Source organism: Marichromatium sp. AB31, assembly GCF_003718685.1.
Lineage (GTDB): Bacteria > Pseudomonadota > Gammaproteobacteria > Chromatiales > Chromatiaceae > Marichromatium > Marichromatium gracile.
Map to the genome: position 1 here is coordinate 1 of NZ_RHFI01000017.1, position 15,816 is coordinate 15,816.

The 15,816-nt window shown below is 68.9% G+C and carries 14 protein-coding genes; 12 read left to right on the forward strand and 2 right to left on the reverse strand.

The features are described 5' to 3' along the window. The 4 genes from EBL84_RS12250 to EBL84_RS12265 all read left to right on the forward strand — a co-directional run. On the forward strand, nt 1-1,215 hold a 1,215-nt coding region (locus tag EBL84_RS12250; protein ID WP_255420158.1), incomplete at its 5' end, for a penicillin-binding transpeptidase domain-containing protein. 98 nt (nt 1,216-1,313) lie between these two features. After that, nucleotides 1,314-2,093, forward strand: a complete 780-nt coding sequence (locus EBL84_RS12255) for a PstS family phosphate ABC transporter substrate-binding protein (RefSeq protein ID WP_165913527.1) — start codon at nt 1,314-1,316, stop codon at nt 2,091-2,093. 3 nt (nt 2,094-2,096) lie between these two features. Beyond that, nucleotides 2,097-3,125, forward strand: a complete 1,029-nt coding sequence (locus EBL84_RS12260) for a GGDEF domain-containing protein (protein WP_123141083.1) — start codon at nt 2,097-2,099, stop codon at nt 3,123-3,125. A 3-nt stretch (nt 3,126-3,128) separates the two neighbouring features. Next, nucleotides 3,129-3,731: a DoxX family protein gene (locus tag EBL84_RS12265; protein WP_123141084.1), complete on the forward strand. Its 603-nt coding sequence runs from the start codon at nt 3,129-3,131 to the stop codon at nt 3,729-3,731. 174 nt (nt 3,732-3,905) lie between these two features. On the opposite strand, the gene EBL84_RS12275 is transcribed toward EBL84_RS12265, so the two are convergent. Continuing rightward, nucleotides 3,906-4,388, reverse strand: a complete 483-nt coding sequence (locus tag EBL84_RS12275) for a Crp/Fnr family transcriptional regulator (RefSeq protein WP_123141085.1) — start codon at nt 4,386-4,388, stop codon at nt 3,906-3,908. A gap of 658 nt (nt 4,389-5,046) precedes the next feature. Beyond that, nucleotides 5,047-6,681, reverse strand: a complete 1,635-nt coding sequence (locus tag EBL84_RS12280; RefSeq protein WP_123141086.1) for an alpha-D-glucose phosphate-specific phosphoglucomutase — start codon at nt 6,679-6,681, stop codon at nt 5,047-5,049. Between the two features lie 323 nt (nt 6,682-7,004). On the opposite strand from EBL84_RS12280, the gene htpG reads away from it, so the two are divergent. The 8 genes from htpG (at nt 7,005) to EBL84_RS12320 (ending at nt 15,729) form a co-directional block, all read left to right on the forward strand. Next, entirely contained in the window at nt 7,005-8,921 is a 1,917-nt protein-coding gene (gene htpG, locus EBL84_RS12285) for a molecular chaperone HtpG (protein ID WP_123141087.1), read from the forward strand. Between the two features lie 205 nt (nt 8,922-9,126). After that, nucleotides 9,127-9,786: an adenylate kinase gene (gene adk, locus EBL84_RS12290; RefSeq protein ID WP_062275367.1), complete on the forward strand. Its 660-nt coding sequence runs from the start codon at nt 9,127-9,129 to the stop codon at nt 9,784-9,786. A gap of 127 nt (nt 9,787-9,913) precedes the next feature. Next, nucleotides 9,914-10,288 (forward strand): thioredoxin, encoded by a 375-nt coding sequence (gene trxA, locus EBL84_RS12295; protein WP_123141088.1) that lies wholly within the window; start codon nt 9,914-9,916, stop codon nt 10,286-10,288. 76 nt (nt 10,289-10,364) lie between these two features. Further along, complete coding sequence (locus tag EBL84_RS12300; RefSeq protein WP_123141133.1) at nt 10,365-10,871, forward strand: DUF1249 domain-containing protein; 507 nt, start codon at nt 10,365-10,367, stop codon at nt 10,869-10,871. 156 nt (nt 10,872-11,027) lie between these two features. Beyond that, nucleotides 11,028-11,471 carry an Rrf2 family transcriptional regulator gene (locus tag EBL84_RS12305; RefSeq protein ID WP_123141089.1) on the forward strand — a complete coding sequence of 148 codons (444 nt, stop codon included), beginning with the start codon at nt 11,028-11,030 and terminating at the stop codon, nt 11,469-11,471. Between the two features lie 171 nt (nt 11,472-11,642). After that, complete coding sequence (gene prmB, locus EBL84_RS12310) at nt 11,643-12,566, forward strand: 50S ribosomal protein L3 N(5)-glutamine methyltransferase (RefSeq protein WP_123141090.1); 924 nt, start codon at nt 11,643-11,645, stop codon at nt 12,564-12,566. Between the two features lie 228 nt (nt 12,567-12,794). Next, on the forward strand, nt 12,795-14,180 hold the full coding sequence (hemN, locus tag EBL84_RS12315; protein WP_123141091.1) for an oxygen-independent coproporphyrinogen III oxidase: 1,386 nt from the start codon (nt 12,795-12,797) through the stop codon (nt 14,178-14,180). 10 nt (nt 14,181-14,190) lie between these two features. After that, nucleotides 14,191-15,729 (forward strand): AMP-binding protein, encoded by a 1,539-nt coding sequence (locus tag EBL84_RS12320; RefSeq protein ID WP_123141092.1) that lies wholly within the window; start codon nt 14,191-14,193, stop codon nt 15,727-15,729. The last annotated feature ends 87 nt before the right edge of the window (nt 15,730-15,816 follow it).

Here is a 15,816-nt window from a genome sequence, read left to right on the forward strand (position 1 = left end):
CACCACCAGCTGACCCTCGACGGTGCGCTGCAGGCACGGCTCGAGCCGTTGGCGCTGGCGCGTGCCCGGGGGCTCGGTCCCCGGGTCTCGGTGGCGCTGCTGGTCGCCGATCATCGCGCCGGTACCTTGCTCGCCCACGTCGGCGCCGCCGCGCCCTTCGACCAGGGGCGGCGTGGCTGGGTCGACATGACCCGGGCCGTGCGCTCGCCGGGCTCGACCCTCAAGCCGCTGATCTATGCCCTGGCCTTCGAGGCCGGGGTCGCCGACCCGGCCGGCTGGATCGAGGATCGCGCGCGTGATTTCCACGGCTATGCGCCGCGCAACCTCGATCGTGACTATCAGGGCCGGGTGGCGGTGGCGCAGGCGCTGCAGCGCTCGCTCAACGTGCCGGCCGTCACCCTGCTCGAGGCGCTCGGGCCGCAGCGCCTGCTCGGGCGGCTGCGTCGCGTCGGGGTCGCGCCGCGCCTGCCGTCCGGCGCGCGCCCGGGGCTGGCGCTCGCGCTCGGCGGGGTGGGGCTCTCGCTCGAGGAGCTGTTCGCGCTCTATGGTGCGCTCGCCAACGACGGTCGGCCGCTGGCGCTGTACCACCGGCGCGGGGCGGCGCCGGCCACGTCCCCGGGCACTCCGCTGGTTGCGGCGGGGGCGGCGCGCCGGGTCGGTGCCATCCTCGCCGCCGCGCCGCCGGTGGGCACCGCGCCGGGGCGGGGCATCGCCCACAAGACCGGGACCTCCTACGGCCATCGCGACGCCTGGGCGCTCGGCTACGACGGGCGTCATCTGGTCGGGGTCTGGGTCGGTCGCGCCGATGGCGCGCCGGTCCCCGGGTTGACCGGCGCCGGCGCGGCGGCGCCGCTGCTGCGCGATGTCTTCGCCCGCTTGGGGCCGGGCTCGCCGTTGCCCGAGCCGCCCCCGGCGCGCGCGCCGGCACCGGCGCTGACGCTCGCCGGGGTGCCGCGCTCGGGGCCGCGCATCGCCTATCCGCCGGCCGGGTCGCGGGTCGCGCTCGGGCTCGATGGAGACGGCGCGGCGGCGCTGTTGCGGCTGCGGGTGCACGAGGGGCGGGCGCCCTTCCAGTGGTTCGCCGACGGGGTGCCGATCGGGCGTGCGCCCGTCGCCCGAACCCTGGACTGGTGGCCGCGCGAGCCGGGTTATGTCGATCTTGCGGTGGTCGACGCCCGGGGCGAGAGCGACCGGGTGCGGGTGTGGCTGGAATGACCGGGCGCGGTGGCGCTGTCGTGGCTGTCTATACTCGCAACGGGCAGTGCGGTCTTTTCGGGGAGGTCGACGTGTGGCGATGGCTCGGTATCTTGGCGATGATCTGGTCACTGACCGGCGAGGCCGAGCCCTTGCGTATCGGTGGCACCGGCGGTGCGCTCGGGGTCGCCGAGGCGTTGGCCGAGCGCTATGGCGCGTGCTGTGGCGAGTCGCCCCGGGTGCTGCCGAGCCTGGGTACCGGCGGCGGGGTGCGGGCACTCGCCGACGGCCGTCTCGACATCGCCCTGGCCGGGCGTGCGCTGAGTGCCGTCGAGCGTCGGCGGGTCGGTGAGGTCCTGGTCTTCGCCCGCACACCGCTGATCCTCGCCGCCCATCCCGGGGTCGGCGCCGACTCGCTGGATGTCGCGCAGCTGGTCGCGATCTATCGCGGCGAGCGCGTCACCTGGCCGGACGGCACTCCTTGTCGTCCGGTGCTGCGCGCCGAGTACGATACCGAGACCATGCTGTTGCGCGGACTCGATCCGCGACTCGACGCGGCGCTCGACCGCGCCTTCGCCCGTCCCGATCTGGTGGTGACGCTGACGGCGCAGGATAACGCTGCGGTGCTGCGCCGGGTGCCCGGGAGCTTCGGCTATCTCACCCGCATGCAGTGGGTCGCCGAGTCGCTGTCGTTGCGGGTACTGCATCTCGGCGGGCGGGCGCCGACCCTGGAGGCACTCGCCGCCGGTCGTTATCCGCTGGTCGCCGAGTTCACCCTGGTGCTTGCCACGGCCCCGGACGAGCGGGTGCGCCGCTTTGTCGACTTCGTCTTCTCGGTCGCAGGTCGGGCGGTGGTCGAGGCCAATGGGGCGCTGGTACCACCGCGTCCAGGGGGCTGATCCGTGCCTCCCGGGGATGACCGCAGTCTCGCCGACCTGCTGCGTCTGGTGGTGTTGACGCTGGTGGTGGTGACGGCGCTGGCCGTGCCTGTCATCCATTTCGACGTCCAGCGCCGCTATCTCGACGGTAACCTGGCCACCCTCTCGGTGCTCACCGCCGAGCAGCTGATGCGTCAGGTGATCGCACGGGATCCCGAGTTCTGGGTCTACGAGGACGGGCGTATCGGTGGGCTGCTGCGCGACGAGGTGCGCGGGGTCGCGGTCCGTCAGGTGGTGTACGCCGAGGGTGGCGAGGCCGTGGTCGAGATCGGTGCGCCGTTGCCGGCGCCGCTGTTGAGACAGCGCCAGTGGCTGCTCGATGCCGGTCGGCCGGTCGGGGCGCTGGAGACTTCGGCCTCGCTGCGCCCCCTGCTGCGCGACTCGCTGCTGCTGGCGCTGGTACTGGTGGTGATCGGCGGCACGGGGGCGGCGCTGTTGTGTCGCTATCCGCTGGCGCGGTTGCGTCGGGCCGAGTGCGACATCCGCTATCTGGCCGAGCACGATCCGCTCACCGGCCTGCTCAATCGTCACGTGGTCGAGTCGCTGTTCGAACGCGAGTCGGCACGGGCGCGCCGTCATCATCTGCGGCTGTCGATCGTCATCTTCGATATCGATCATTTCAAGCGGGTCAACGACCAGCACGGACACGACTGCGGCGACCGGGTGTTGCGCCAGCTCTCCGGGCTGGTGTCGCGGCACGTCCGCGCCAGCGATTACCTGGTGCGCTGGGGCGGGGAGGAGTTCCTGATCCTCTCCACCCACACCGATCTGGCGATGGCGCGCGCCCTGGTCGAGAAGCTGCGCCGACTGGTCGCCGAGCATGACTTCGGGCTGGCGCAGCCGATCACCATCAGTCTGGGGGTGTGTGCCTGCTCACCCGGGGAGGAGCTGCAGCACTGCGTGAGCTGCGCCGATGCGGCGATGTATCGCGCCAAGCGCGCCGGGCGCAACCGTTGGTTCGAGGGGGGCGAGCACTCGATAACGGAGGGGTGAGCGATGTGGTCTCTGGCGAGACGTCTGCAAGGACTGCTGGATATGACCCGGTGGCTGGACTTCCTTGCGCCGCTGGCGCTGCGACTCTACCTGGCGCCGGTATTGTGGATGGCCGGGACCAGGAAGTTCGCGAATTTCGACGACACCGTGGCCTGGTTCGGCAACCCCGAGTGGGGGCTGGGGCTGCCGGCGCCGGAGTTGATGGTGGTGCTCGCCGCCGGGACCGAGACCCTGGGGGCGGTACTGCTGGTGGTGGGGCTCGGGGTACGCTGGGCGGCGCTGCCGCTGATGGTCACCATGGCGGTCGCCGCGCTCACCGTGCACTGGCACAACGGCTGGCTGGCGATCGCCGAGGGTGGTGGCTCGCTGTTTGCCACCGAGCGCACCCTGATCGCGGTCGAGCGTCTGGCCGAGGCCAAGGAGATCCTGCGTGCGCACGGCGACTACAGCTGGCTGACCGAGTACGGCAGCCTGGTGATGCTCAACAACGGGATCGAGTTCGCCGCGACCTATTTCGTGATGCTGTTGGTGCTCTTCTTCTGTGGTGCCGGGCGCTGGGTGAGTCTCGATCACTGGATCGGGCGCTGGCTGCGTATGACGGGCTGACGCGGTTGGGCGGCGCTGCGCAGCCTCGCTGCGGTCGAGCAGGTGCGGGGTGGCCGCTCGATCACGCCGGCGGCTACAAGGCGCGCAGCTGCCAGATCCTCGGCATCTCGCGCCCGGCGCTCGATCGCAAGATCCTCACGTACGGCCTGCGTCTGTCCGGGCGGGAGACGTCGCTCAGTAGCGCCCCGGGGCGCGGACCAGGTAGTTCTTGAGCTCGGCGCTCTCCTGGTTCATCCGCATCAGGTTGGCGTGGGTGATGCGGAAGATCGCGCGCATCACCTTGTAGACGATGCGCGGGTGATCGTCGAGCAGCGACTCGAAGTCGATCGGCTCCAGGGTCAGCACCCGGGCGTCGCCGACGGCGCGCAGCGCAGCCTTGCGGTCCGAGCCATCGACGAAGGCGCGGGTGCCGGCGCACTCGCCGGCGCGCATGCGGTGGAGGTGGACGTCGCTGCCGCCCTGATTACGGATGACGTCGATCTTGCCCGCGCCGAGCAGGAACAGGGTCTGGCGGGCCTCGCCCTCGGTCACCAGGGTCTCGCCGTCGGTGAGCGCGACCTCGCCCATGCGGTCGGCGAGGACGGCGCACTCGGCGTCGTCGAGTTCGGCGCCCAGGATCGACTGGTTGAGCGCCTGGATCTTGTCGAATTGGCTCATTGCAATAGCTCCGCGTGCTGTGGATGCGTGGGGAGGCCGCTCGACCGCCCCCTGTCTTTTGGTCCCCGGCGCCACGGTCGTCGCTGCGCTCCGGTCATCCGCAGGGCGCGTACAGGCGTCTCGGGAAACGGGGGCTATGCGCGGTGGGCGGCGCAGTCCGGGCCGTCGCAGGCCCTTGTCCAAGATGGGGAAATCTGTGCTGAATCCTACTGGTTTGAGGTGTGCGGCTGCAACTGTGGCCGCTGTGCACGGTTGCGGCAAGTCGCTGTCGGCGCTGGAGTTGAGGTGGCGGTGGCGCAGTGTGCGGGAGCAGGAAAGGTCTGGCGCATGCGGGAGCCGTGGGGGGCGGGGAGTCGGGCGCCGTGCTGCTTGAGCCGCCGCGCGACGATCGTCAGCCCCGGCCCCGGCCCCGGCCCCGGCCCGGTGCCCTGTGGCTTGCCGCCGACTAAGGGTTCGAGGATGCAGGCGCGCAGTTGGCCGCTGTCTCGGTGGGGATCGCTGCGATCTCCGGCGGGCCGCGAGGTCGCCGCCGGGCGCGGCGAAGAGCGCCGCGCGGTAGTCGTCCCAGACCGTGCCGAGACGGTCGATCGCGGGCTCGACCTCGACGCCGAGCCGATGGCTGATCCGGGACGGTAGCGCAGCGCTGGCCGAACGCCGTTCAGGTGATGACGTCTGGTGCCGTCCGGCCGGTGCGCGGCTCGATCCCGGCGAGTTCGCGGGCGGTTGCGATCAACTCGCCGAGCGCCTCCTGGGGGTCGAGCTGGTGGCGGGCCGGGTCGGGCTCGAAGCGCTCGATATAGACGCGCAGCGTCGCCCCTTCGGTGCCGGTGCCGGAGAGGCGGTAGACGATGCGCGCGCCGTCCTCGAAGCGGATACGGATGCCCTGGTGCTCGGCGCGCCCCCCGTCGATCGGGTCGGTGTAGGCGAAGTCGTCGGCCTGTGCCACACGGCGCGCGCCGAGCTGCTGGCCGGGCAGGGTGGGGAGCTGCTCGCGCAGTGCGGCCATCAGCCCCTCGGCGCCTGCCGACGCGACCCCTTCGTAGTCGTGACGGGTGTAGTAGTCGCGCCCGAAGCGCCGCCAGTGCTCGGTGACGATCTCGGCGACCGACTGGCGGCGCGCGGCGAGCAGGTTGAGCCAGAACAGCACCGCCCACAGCCCGTCCTTCTCGCGCAGGTGATCCGAACCGGTGCCGAAGCTCTCCTCGCCGCACAGGGTGATGCGCCCGGCATCGAGCAGGTTGCCGAAGAACTTCCAGCCGGTGGGGGTCTCGAAGTGCTCGACACCGAGCGCCTCGGCGACCCGGTCGGCGGCCTGGCTGGTGGGCATCGAGCGGGCCACGCCGCGGATGCCCTGGCGGTAGCCGGGGGTGAGATGGGCGTTGGCGGCAAGGATCGCGAGGCTGTCGCTGGGGGTGACGAAGCAGTCGCGCCCGAGGATCATGTTGCGGTCGCCGTCGCCATCGGAGGCGGCGGCGAAGTCGAGTCCGTCGACGCCGCGGGTCATCGCCACCAGGGCCGCGGCGTGGGTCAGGTTGGGGTCGGGGTGGCCGCCGCCGAAGTCGGGCAGGGCCTCGGCGTTGAGGACGGTGCCGGCCTCGGCGCCGAGCCGGTTCTCGAGGATCTCGAGGGCGTAGGGACCGGTGATCGCGTGCATCGCGTCGAAACGCATGCGGAACCCGCCCGAGGCGAACAGTCCGGCGATGGCGTCGAAGTCGAACAGCGAGGCCATCAGCTCGGCATAGTCGGCGACCGGGTCGATGACCTCGATGCGGGTCGCGCCGAGGGTCAGGGTGGCAATCCGATCGAGGTCGACGGCGGCGCTGTCGAGGGTGAGATAGCGCTCGATCTCCTGGGTGCGGGCGTGGATGGCACTGGTCATCGATTCCGGCGCCGGGCCGCCGTTGGCGGCATTGAACTTGATGCCGAAGTCGGCGTCCGGCCCGCCGGGGTTGTGGCTGGCCGAGAGCACGATCGCGCCCCCGGCGTGGTGCTTGCGCACGACGCATGAGGCCGCCGGGGTCGACAGCAGCCCGCCGCGCCCGACCAGTACCCGGGCGACGCCGTTGGCCGCGGCCATGCGCAGGATGGTCTGGACCGCCTCGCGGTTGTAGTAGCGCCCGTCGCCACCGACCACCAGGGTTCCGCCGGCGAGCTCGGGGCGGGTGTCGAAGATCGCCTGGACGAAGTTCTCGAGATAGTGCGGTTGCTGGAACACCCGGACCTTCTTGCGCAGCCCCGAGGTGCCGGGGCGTTGACCTTCGAAGGGGGTGGTGGCGATGATTTGCGGTTCCATCTTCAGACCCTTGACTGGTGGGGGAGAGGCTGTGCTCGATTGGCTGGGCCGCGTGCTGCGCGTGCCGATCCGTGCACGTCTCCCATGGCGAGGGGATGCGGTGGCGGGGCGACCCGCTGCGGTGCGAGGGCACGGTCCCTGTGGGGCGCGCCGGCCGGGTGACGCCTCCCGTTCGGGGCGGCCATCGCCGGGGCTCCGCCGTCGAGGCATTGTATCCCCCCGTCGCCGTGCGACAATACCGGTATGGTTCGGTCTGAGCCCTGCCGGGTGACTCGAACCCCTGGTTCGCAAACGATCTTCATTCCTCAAGGTACACGACAAGCATGACAGTAGAAGCGCACAAGGAAACCCTGGAGTTCAAGGCAGAGGTCAGTCAGGTGCTCGACCTGGTGATCCGCTCACTCTACTCGAACAAGGAGATCTTCCTGCGCGAGTTGGTCTCCAATGCCTCCGACGCCGCCGAGAAGCTGCGCTTCGAGGCGCTGAGTGACGACGGTCTGTACGAGGGCGACCCGCAGCTGCGCATCCGCATCGAGGTCGACCGCGAGGCCGGCACCCTGACCGTCTCCGACAACGGCATCGGTCTGAGCCGTCAGGAGGTCACCGAGACCATCGGCAGCATCGCCAGCTCGGGCACCCGCCGCTTTCTCGAGAACCTCTCCGGTGATCAGACCAGGGACAGCAACCTGATCGGTCAGTTCGGCGTCGGGTTCTACTCGGCCTATATCGTCGCTGATCGCGTCACCCTGATCTCGCGCCGCGCCGGGCTCGGCCCCGAGCACGGGGTGTGCTGGGAGTCCGACGGGCGCGGCAGCTATACCCTGGAGACGGTGGAGAAGGCCGGCCGCGGTACCGACGTCATCCTCCACCTCAAGGAGGACGAGAAGGAGTTCCTCGACAGCTGGCGGCTGCGCGCGATCATCGCCAAGTTCTCCGATCACGTCGCGCTGCCGGTGGAGATGCGCAAGGAGCTCTACGGCGAGGAGGGCGAGGAGCAGCCCGAGACCCCCGAGTACGAGCAGGTCAATCGCGGCACCGCGCTGTGGATGCGCAACAAGTCGGAGATCTCCGAGGAGGAGTATCACGACTTCTACAAGCACGTCGCCCACGACTTCGAGGCGCCGCTGGCCTATTCGCACAACCGCGTCGAGGGGACCAACGAGTACACCTCGCTGCTGTTCGTGCCCAAGCGCGCGCCCTTCGACATGTGGGACCGCGAGCAGAAGCACGGCGTCAAGCTCTATGTGCGCCGTGTCTTCATCATGGACGAGGTCGACAAGCTCACCCCGCACTATCTGCGCTTCGTCAAGGGCGTGGTCGACGCCGATGACCTGCCGCTGAACGTCTCGCGCGAGATCCTCCAGCACAATCGCAAGATCGACACCATCCGTCAGGCCAACACCAAGCGCGTGCTCGGCGTGCTCGAGGCGATGGCGCGCGACGAGCCGGAGAACTATGGCGCCTTCTGGGACGAGTTCGGCCGGGTGCTCAAGGAGGGGCCGGCGGAGGACTTCGCCAACAAGGAGCGCATCGCCGGGCTGCTGCGCTTTGCCACCACCGCGAGCGAGGGCGATGCCCAGCGTGAGTCGCTCGATGGCTATATCGAGCGGATGCAGGAGGGGCAGGAGAAGATCTACTTCATCACCGCCGACAGCCCCGCCGCGGCGCGTCACAGCCCGCATCTCGAGGTCTTCCGCAAGAAGGGCGTGGAGGTGCTGCTGCTCTCCGATCGGGTCGACGAGTGGCTGGTGAGCCATCTCACCGAGTACAAGGGCAAGACGCTGCAGTCGGTGACCAAGGGCGATCTCGATCTCGGCGAGCTTGCCGACGCCGAGGATCAGGCCGCCAAGGAGAAGGCCGAGGAGGAGCACGGCTCGCTGCTCGAGCAGATGAAGCAGACGCTCGGCGAACAGGTCGAGACGGTGCGCGCGAGCACCCGCCTGGTCGACTCCCCGGCCTGTCTGGTGGTCGGCGAGCACGACATGAGCGCCAACCTCGCGCGGGTGCTGAAATCGGTCGGCCAGGAGGCCCCCGAGACCAAGCCCACGCTCGAGGTCAACCTCGAGCATCCGCTGCTCAAGCGTCTCGAGGCCGAGACCGACGACGAGCGCTTCGCCGAGCTGGCGATGGTGCTGTTCGATCAGGCCCAGCTCGCCGAGGGCGGTCAGCTCGAGGACCCGGCCGCCTTCGTCGGTCGGCTCAACAAGCTGATGCTCAACATGATGGTCAGCGGCGGCTGATCCCCCACGCGACCACCGTGCCGCCGGTGCGGTGGTCGTCCTGCTCAGTTTGCCGCGCGCACGCCGCGCGCATCCCCTGATCGATCTGTGCCGCGCCGCGCGCGCATTCGCGATGGCGGCGCCGAGCCGGCTGTGGTCCTGCCCGATCCGGCTGTGGCACACTCAAGATCAATGTTTTTCAATCGCAACCACAATGAGGAGCGTCATGCGCATCATCCTGCTCGGCGGCCCGGGTGCCGGAAAAGGGACCCAGGCCGGCTTCATCAAGGAACACTTCAAGATCCCCCAGATCTCCACCGGCGACATGCTCCGGGCCCACGTCAAGCAGGGCACCGAGCTCGGCAAGGCGGCGAAGAAGATCATGGACGAGGGCGGGCTGGTGTCCGATGACATCATCATCGGCATGGTCAAGGCGCGCATCGACGCCGAGGACTGTCAGGGCGGCTTCCTGTTCGACGGCTTCCCGCGCACCATCGCCCAGGCCGACGCGCTCAAGGAGAGCGGCATCTTCGTCGACGCGGTGGTCGAGATCGACGTCCCCGACGCCGAGATCGTCAAGCGGATGTCCGGGCGGCGGGTGCACCCGGCCTCGGGGCGCAGCTATCACGTGGTGTTCAATCCGCCGCGCGAGGAAGGCAAGGACGACGTCACCGGCGAGGCGCTGATCCAGCGCGACGACGATCGCGAGGAGACGGTCAAGGCGCGTCTGGCGGTCTATCATGAGCAGACCGAGCCGCTGATCGGCTACTACTCCACCTGGGCCGAGGCCGGTGGCGAGGGCGCGCCCAAGTACCTCAAGGTGCACGGTATCGGGTCGGTCGAGGAGATCCGCGACCGTATCCTCGAGGGCCTCGGGGCACTCTGACAGTCGTCGCCGGTCGTCTGTCCCCGGTGACAGGGACCGGCGCCCCGGGCGGGTTGCGGAATCTGCGAGTGGATGGCGATTCTGTTAATATGCCCGACAATCTTTAGCTATCTAGTAGGATATTCGCATGGCCGTCTTGGAGCTCGACAGCAACAACTTCGAACAGACCATCAAGGACAACGATTTCGTCGTCGTCGATTTCTGGGCGCCCTGGTGCGGTCCCTGCCGCTCCTTCGCCCCGACCTTCGAGAAGGTCTCCGAGGATCACGAGGACATCGTCTTCGCCAAGATCAACACCGAGGCGCAGCAGGAGCTGGCGGCACACTTCCAGATCCGCTCGATCCCCACGCTGATGATCTTCCGCGAGCAGGTCATCATCTTCTCCCAGCCCGGCGCGCTGCCCGAGCGCTCCTTCCGCGAGCTGCTCTCCAAGGCCGCCGAGCTCGATATGGAAGAGGTCAAGCGCCAGGTCGCCGAGCAGCAGACCGCGCAGAACGGCTGAGCGCTCGCGGCGTAACCAGTCGACGTCTCGGCGCCGGGCCTCGAGCCCGGCGTCGGCGTTTTTATCGGACGCAATGATGCAAGTCTCCAGCGATCCCTGGGCCGACGCCCTGCCACTGGTCGCGCGCCCGAGCGTGGGTGCGCTGCTGGCGCTGTGCGAGGAGAACTTCGCCCGGTTGGCGCGGCTGGCGCCGGACCTGAGCCAGCTCGAGGGCCGGCGGCTGTCGCCTCACGCCTCCGGGGTCGACCTGGTGCTCGAGGTCGAGTCGCAGACCCGTTACATGACCCTGCTGCGCCTGACTCACCTGTTCCCGGCGGGGGAGGGCGGGGTGCGCAGCGATCCGGATGCGCGCCTGCGCGCCTATCACGACGCCCGCCAGCTCGAGGTGCTCGAGCTCGAGCAGTCGCTGTGGTCGATGCGCAACGGCTATGCACCGCCGACGCTCGCGCACAAGTGGCGCGCCAACCTCTTCCTCGCCAAGTGGCTGGACTACTGTCTGGGACAGGGCCACTGCTTCCTCGCCGCCCAGCCTGCCATCTCCGGGGCGACAGCCTCCGGACGTCGGCTGCCGACCTGTCTCTGAACGCCCCGCGCACCTCCCCGCTCTACCCGCCCGTCGTCATCGACCGTAGTGCATGTATTGAAATAGACCTTTGCTTGACTAATTTAGTAGGAGGGTCGGGTGATCGGGTCCTACTCGGTCTCCTTGTCAATCAATACCTTATACAGGCATTCGACGATGAGACTTTCTACCAAGGGCAGATATGCGGTGACCGCCATGCTCGATCTGGCGCTCCACGCGGGCAAGGGGCCGGTCACCCTGGCCGATATCTCGGCGAATCAGGGTATCTCGCTGTCCTATCTCGAGCAGCTGTTCGCGGCGTTGCGTGCCAAGCAGCTGGTGCGTGGCGTGCGCGGACCGGGTGGCGGCTATTATCTCGGCAAGCCGGCCGAGGAGATCTCGATCGCCAACATCATCTGCGCCGTCGACGAGTGGGTCGAGTTCACCCGCTGTGGTGGACGCGAGAACTGTCGCGACGGCCAGCGCTGTCTCACCCATCATCTGTGGGACCAGCTCAGTGACCAGATCTTCCAGTTCCTCAGCGACATCTCGCTGCAGGATCTGGTCGAGCGTGGTCAGGACGAGGTGCTGGCCGCCGAGGGCAAGCGCCGGGCGGCCTGATGTCCTCGGCCGTTCGGCCGCCCGTCCCCGGTCGGGTGCGGGGGCGCCCCGGTATCGGTGGACGACCGACTGAACAGCGGGAGCCAAGGATGGTATCCTTCGCGGCTTGTTTCCTGGCGTGGCGGACGAGTCCGGGCGCCAGTCCATGTACCGGACCATGCTTGAGCCGCGATGTCAGCACAACCCGACGGATTGATCACCATCCAGGACTTCGTGCGCTGGGGCGCGAGTCGCTTCAAGGCCGCCGGCCTGTTCTTCGGTCACGGGACCGATAACGCTCTCGACGAGGCCGCCGAACTGGTGCTCGGCGCGCTCGACCTGGATCACTCCCTGCCCGCCGCCTTCCATTCCTGCCGACTCACCCTCGCCGAGCGCGAGCGCGTTGCCGCACTGATCGAGCGCCGCGTCCGCGAGCGGGTGCCGGTGGCCTATCTCACCGGTCGCGCCTGGTTCTCCGGGTTCGAGTTCATCGTCGACAGCAACGTGTTGGTGCCGCGCTCGCCGATCGCCGAGCTGCTCGAGGTCGGTTTCGATCCCTGGGTCGACCCGGCGCGGGTCGAGCGGGTGCTCGATCTCTGTACCGGCAGTGGCTGTATCGGTATCGCCGCCGCGCTGCATCTGCCCGATGCCGAGGTCGATCTGGTCGATCTCTCGCCGGCGGCGCTGACCGTGGCGCGCGCGAACATCGAGCGCTACGGACTCGATGAACGGGTGCGGGCGATCGAATCCGATCTCTTCGCCGCACTCGACGACATCCGCTACGACGTCATCGTCTCCAACCCCCCCTATGTGCCGCGCGACGAGTACGACACCCTGCCCGAGGAGTTCCTGCGTGAACCCGAGCTCGGGCTGGTCGCCGCCGACGAGGGGTTGGCGCTGGCGCTGCGCATCCTCGAGCGCGCCCCGCACCACCTCGAGCCCGAGGGTGTGCTGGTCCTCGAGGTCGGCAACTCGGCCTTCGCGCTCGAGCAGCGCCTCCCCGAGGTGCCCTTCACCTGGCTGGAGTTCGAGCGCGGTGGAGAGGGCGTGCTAGTGTTGACGCGCGAGCAACTGCTGGCGCATCGCGCCGAGATCGCGGCGGCGGCCGCCGCATGAGACCGACGCCGCTCGCGCGAACCCGGTGCCGGCGCGATGCCGGGTGCTCGTGGTCGCGCAGTGAGGCGTCGGGCCGATTCCTGGAAGAGATTCCATTCCATACCCTGCTCGTGCAGATCGACGCGCCCCGGTGGGCCTCGGTGGGCGGGGATGATGCCTGAACGGGCGTTACGAAGAATGCCGTACCGGGCCGGATGCATGGCGCCGTGCGGCTGGAGGGTTGATTAGGTGGAACAAGGCGTTTCCTTCGATATTGAGCTGATCCGTCGCTACGACCAGAGCGGTCCGCGCTACACCTCGTATCCGACCGCGGTCGAGTTCGATACGTCCTTCGATGAGGCGGCCTACCGCGCCACTTGCGCGCGCAGCAACGAGAGTGGCCGCCCGCTGTCGATCTATTTCCACATCCCGTTCTGCGACACGGTCTGCTTCTACTGTGCCTGCAACAAGGTCGTGACCAAGGACCGCTCGCGGGTCGCGCCCTATCTCGACCGTGTCTATCGCGAACTGGAGATGCAGGGGGCGCTGTTCGACGACTCCCGCGTGGTCGAGCAGCTGCACTGGGGCGGCGGCACCCCGACCTTCCTCAACGACCAGCAGATGGTCGAGTTGATGGAGACCACCCGTCGTCACTTCAAGCTCGCCGACGACGAGGTCGGTGAGTACTCGATCGAGATCGACCCGCGCGAGGCCGACGCCAACACCATCGCGTTGCTGCGTCGCATCGGCTTCAACCGCATGAGTCTCGGCGTGCAGGACTTCGACGAGCGGGTGCAGAAGGCGGTCAACCGCGTGCAGAGCGAGGCCGAGACCATGGCGGTGCTCGAGGCGGCGCGCGCCGAGGGCTTCCGCTCGATCAGCCTGGACCTGATCTACGGCCTGCCGTTCCAGTCGGTCGAGACCTTCATGAACACCCTCGAGCGGGTGATCGCGGTCAACCCGCAGCGTCTGTCGATCTTCAACTACGCGCACCTGCCCACCCGCTTCAAGCCGCAGCGGCGCATCCGCGACGAGGACCTGCCGACCGCCGAGGTCAAGCTCGACATCCTCCAGGCGACAATCCAGCGTCTGACCGACGCCGGCTATGTCTACATCGGCATGGACCACTTCGCCCGTCCCGACGACGAGCTGGCCATCGCCCAGCAGGCCGGTACCCTGTATCGCAACTTCCAGGGCTACTCGACCCACGCCGACTGCGACCTGATCGGTATCGGCGTGACCTCGATCGGCAAGGTCGACAACACCTACGGCCAGAACCAGCGCGAGCTCGACGAGTACTATGCCGCCATCGATGCCGGCCGTCTGCCGGTGTTCCGTGGTATCGAGCTGACTCGTGACGACATCATCCGTCGCGACGTCATCACCCGCTTGATCTGCAACTTCGTGCTCGACATCCCCGCCGTCGAGGCCGCCTGGGGGATCGACTTCAAGACCTACTTCGCCGACGCGCTCGACAAGCTGCAGGTGATGGTCGAGGACGGTCTGGTCGAACTCGACGCCGAGCGGATCCGCATCCTGCCGCGCGGTCGCCTGCTGGTGCGCAACATCTGCATGACCTTCGACGCCTATCTCGCGGCCAAGAGCGGCCCGGTCGGCTTCTCCAAGGTCATCTGAGCCGGCGGTCATGGAGGGGGCGATCGAGCTGACGGACATTGCCGCCCGGTTCCGGGCGTGCGCGGCCACGCACCAGGGGGCGCCCGCCCTGTTCGACGAGGCCGGTGCGCTCGACTATGCCGGGCTCGATCGCGCCTCCGATGCCATGGCCGGGGCGCTGGCGGCAGCCGGGCTGCAGCCCGGTGCCCGTGCCGCGCTGCTGTGCGCCAACGGGCGTGAGTTCGTCATCGCCTATCTCGCGATCCTCAAGGCCGGCGCCACCGTGGTGCCGGTCAACCTGCTGCAGAGCGATCGTGAGATCGCCTATATCCTCGACGACGCAAGGCCGGCGCTGTTGCTCCATCAGCCGGCCTTTGCTGCGCTCGCCGAGGCGGCCAGCGCGCGCAGCGCGGCGCCACCGAGACGGATCGAGCTGGATGCCGCCCGAGCCGACTTCGCCACGCTGATCACGCATCCGCCGCTGTCGCCGTTGCCGGGCACCGAGGTTGCCGCAGTGCTCTATACCTCGGGGACCACCGGACGGCCCAAGGGGGCGATGCTCAGTCACGCCAACCTGATCGCCAACGCCGAGGGGTCCTGGCAGGGCTTCGAGCTGGTGCCCGGCGACCGCGTGCTGGCGGTGTTGCCGCTGTTTCACTCCTTCGCCGCCACCACCGCGATGCTCACGCCGCTGCTCCACGGGCTGGCGATGATCCCGGTGCCGCGCTTCGAGCCGCGGCTGGTCACCCAAGCGATCGCCCGGCATGGCGCTACCGTGTTCCTCGGGGTGCCGAGCATGTACGGCGTGTTGTTGCGTCATGCCGAGGTCCTGGCCGAGCAGTGGCGCGGGGTGCGACTGTGCATCAGTGGTGGTGCGGCGCTGCCGGCGGCGTTGATGCGCGCGTTCGAGACGCGCTTCGCGACCCTCCTGGTGGAGGGCGCGGGCGCGACCGAATGCAGCCCGGTGTTCAGCGTCAATCGTCCGAGTGGGCCGCGCAAGCCGGGCTCGATCGGCCCGGCGCTGCCGGGGGTTGAGCTGACGGTGCGCGATCGCGCCGGACGGGTGCTGCCCAGTGGCGAGACCGGAGAGCTGTGCGTGCGCGGTCCCAACGTGATGCTCGGCTATCTGGGGCTGCCCGAGGCGACCCGCGAGAGCTTTCACGGCGACTGGTTCCGCACCGGCGACCTGGCGCGGATCGATGGCGACGGTCATGTCTATCTGGTCGATCGCATCAAGGATCTGGTGATCACCAACGGCATGAATGTCTATCCGCGGGTGGTCGAGGAGGCGCTCTACGCCCACCCGGCGGTCGCCGAGGCGGCGGTGGTCGGCGATCCCGATCCCCGGCACGGCGAGGTGGTGGTGGCGCACGTGGCGCTCGCCGACACCGCCGAGGTCACGCCGGGCGAGCTGCGCGCCTGGTGCCGCGACCGCCTCGGCAGCCACGAGGTGCCACGCCGGGTGGTGCTGCACGCGGCGCTGCCGAAGAACGCCTCGGGCAAGATCCTCAAGCGCGCGTTGCGGCGCGAGAGTGATGAAAGCGTGACTGAAGGCCCGGTGACGGGGTGATTTCGCGTGCGATGGTGCTTGGTGGCGCGAAAAACCACGCGTTATACTGAACAACTTTTGATTGTGCGGGCGTCTTGCCCGCACGCG

Bases quoted from the DNA above. Each gene is read 5' to 3' on its own strand.
- adk (WP_062275367.1), top strand. From the start codon at position 9,127: ATGCGCATCATCCTGCTCGGCGGCCCGGGTGCCGGAAAAGGGACCCAG.
- EBL84_RS12320 (WP_123141092.1), top strand. From the start codon at position 14,191: ATGGAGGGGGCGATCGAGCTGACGGACATTGCCGCCCGGTTCCGGGCG.
- EBL84_RS12255 (WP_165913527.1), top strand. From the start codon at position 1,314: ATGATCTGGTCACTGACCGGCGAGGCCGAGCCCTTGCGTATCGGTGGC.
- trxA (WP_123141088.1), top strand. From the start codon at position 9,914: ATGGCCGTCTTGGAGCTCGACAGCAACAACTTCGAACAGACCATCAAG.
- prmB (WP_123141090.1), top strand. From the start codon at position 11,643: ATGTCAGCACAACCCGACGGATTGATCACCATCCAGGACTTCGTGCGC.
- EBL84_RS12280 (WP_123141086.1), bottom strand. From the start codon at position 6,681: ATGGAACCGCAAATCATCGCCACCACCCCCTTCGAAGGTCAACGCCCC.
- EBL84_RS12275 (WP_123141085.1), bottom strand. From the start codon at position 4,388: ATGAGCCAATTCGACAAGATCCAGGCGCTCAACCAGTCGATCCTGGGC.
- htpG (WP_123141087.1), top strand. From the start codon at position 7,005: ATGACAGTAGAAGCGCACAAGGAAACCCTGGAGTTCAAGGCAGAGGTC.
- EBL84_RS12305 (WP_123141089.1), top strand. From the start codon at position 11,028: ATGAGACTTTCTACCAAGGGCAGATATGCGGTGACCGCCATGCTCGAT.
- EBL84_RS12300 (WP_123141133.1), top strand. From the start codon at position 10,365: ATGCAAGTCTCCAGCGATCCCTGGGCCGACGCCCTGCCACTGGTCGCG.
- EBL84_RS12265 (WP_123141084.1), top strand. From the start codon at position 3,129: ATGTGGTCTCTGGCGAGACGTCTGCAAGGACTGCTGGATATGACCCGG.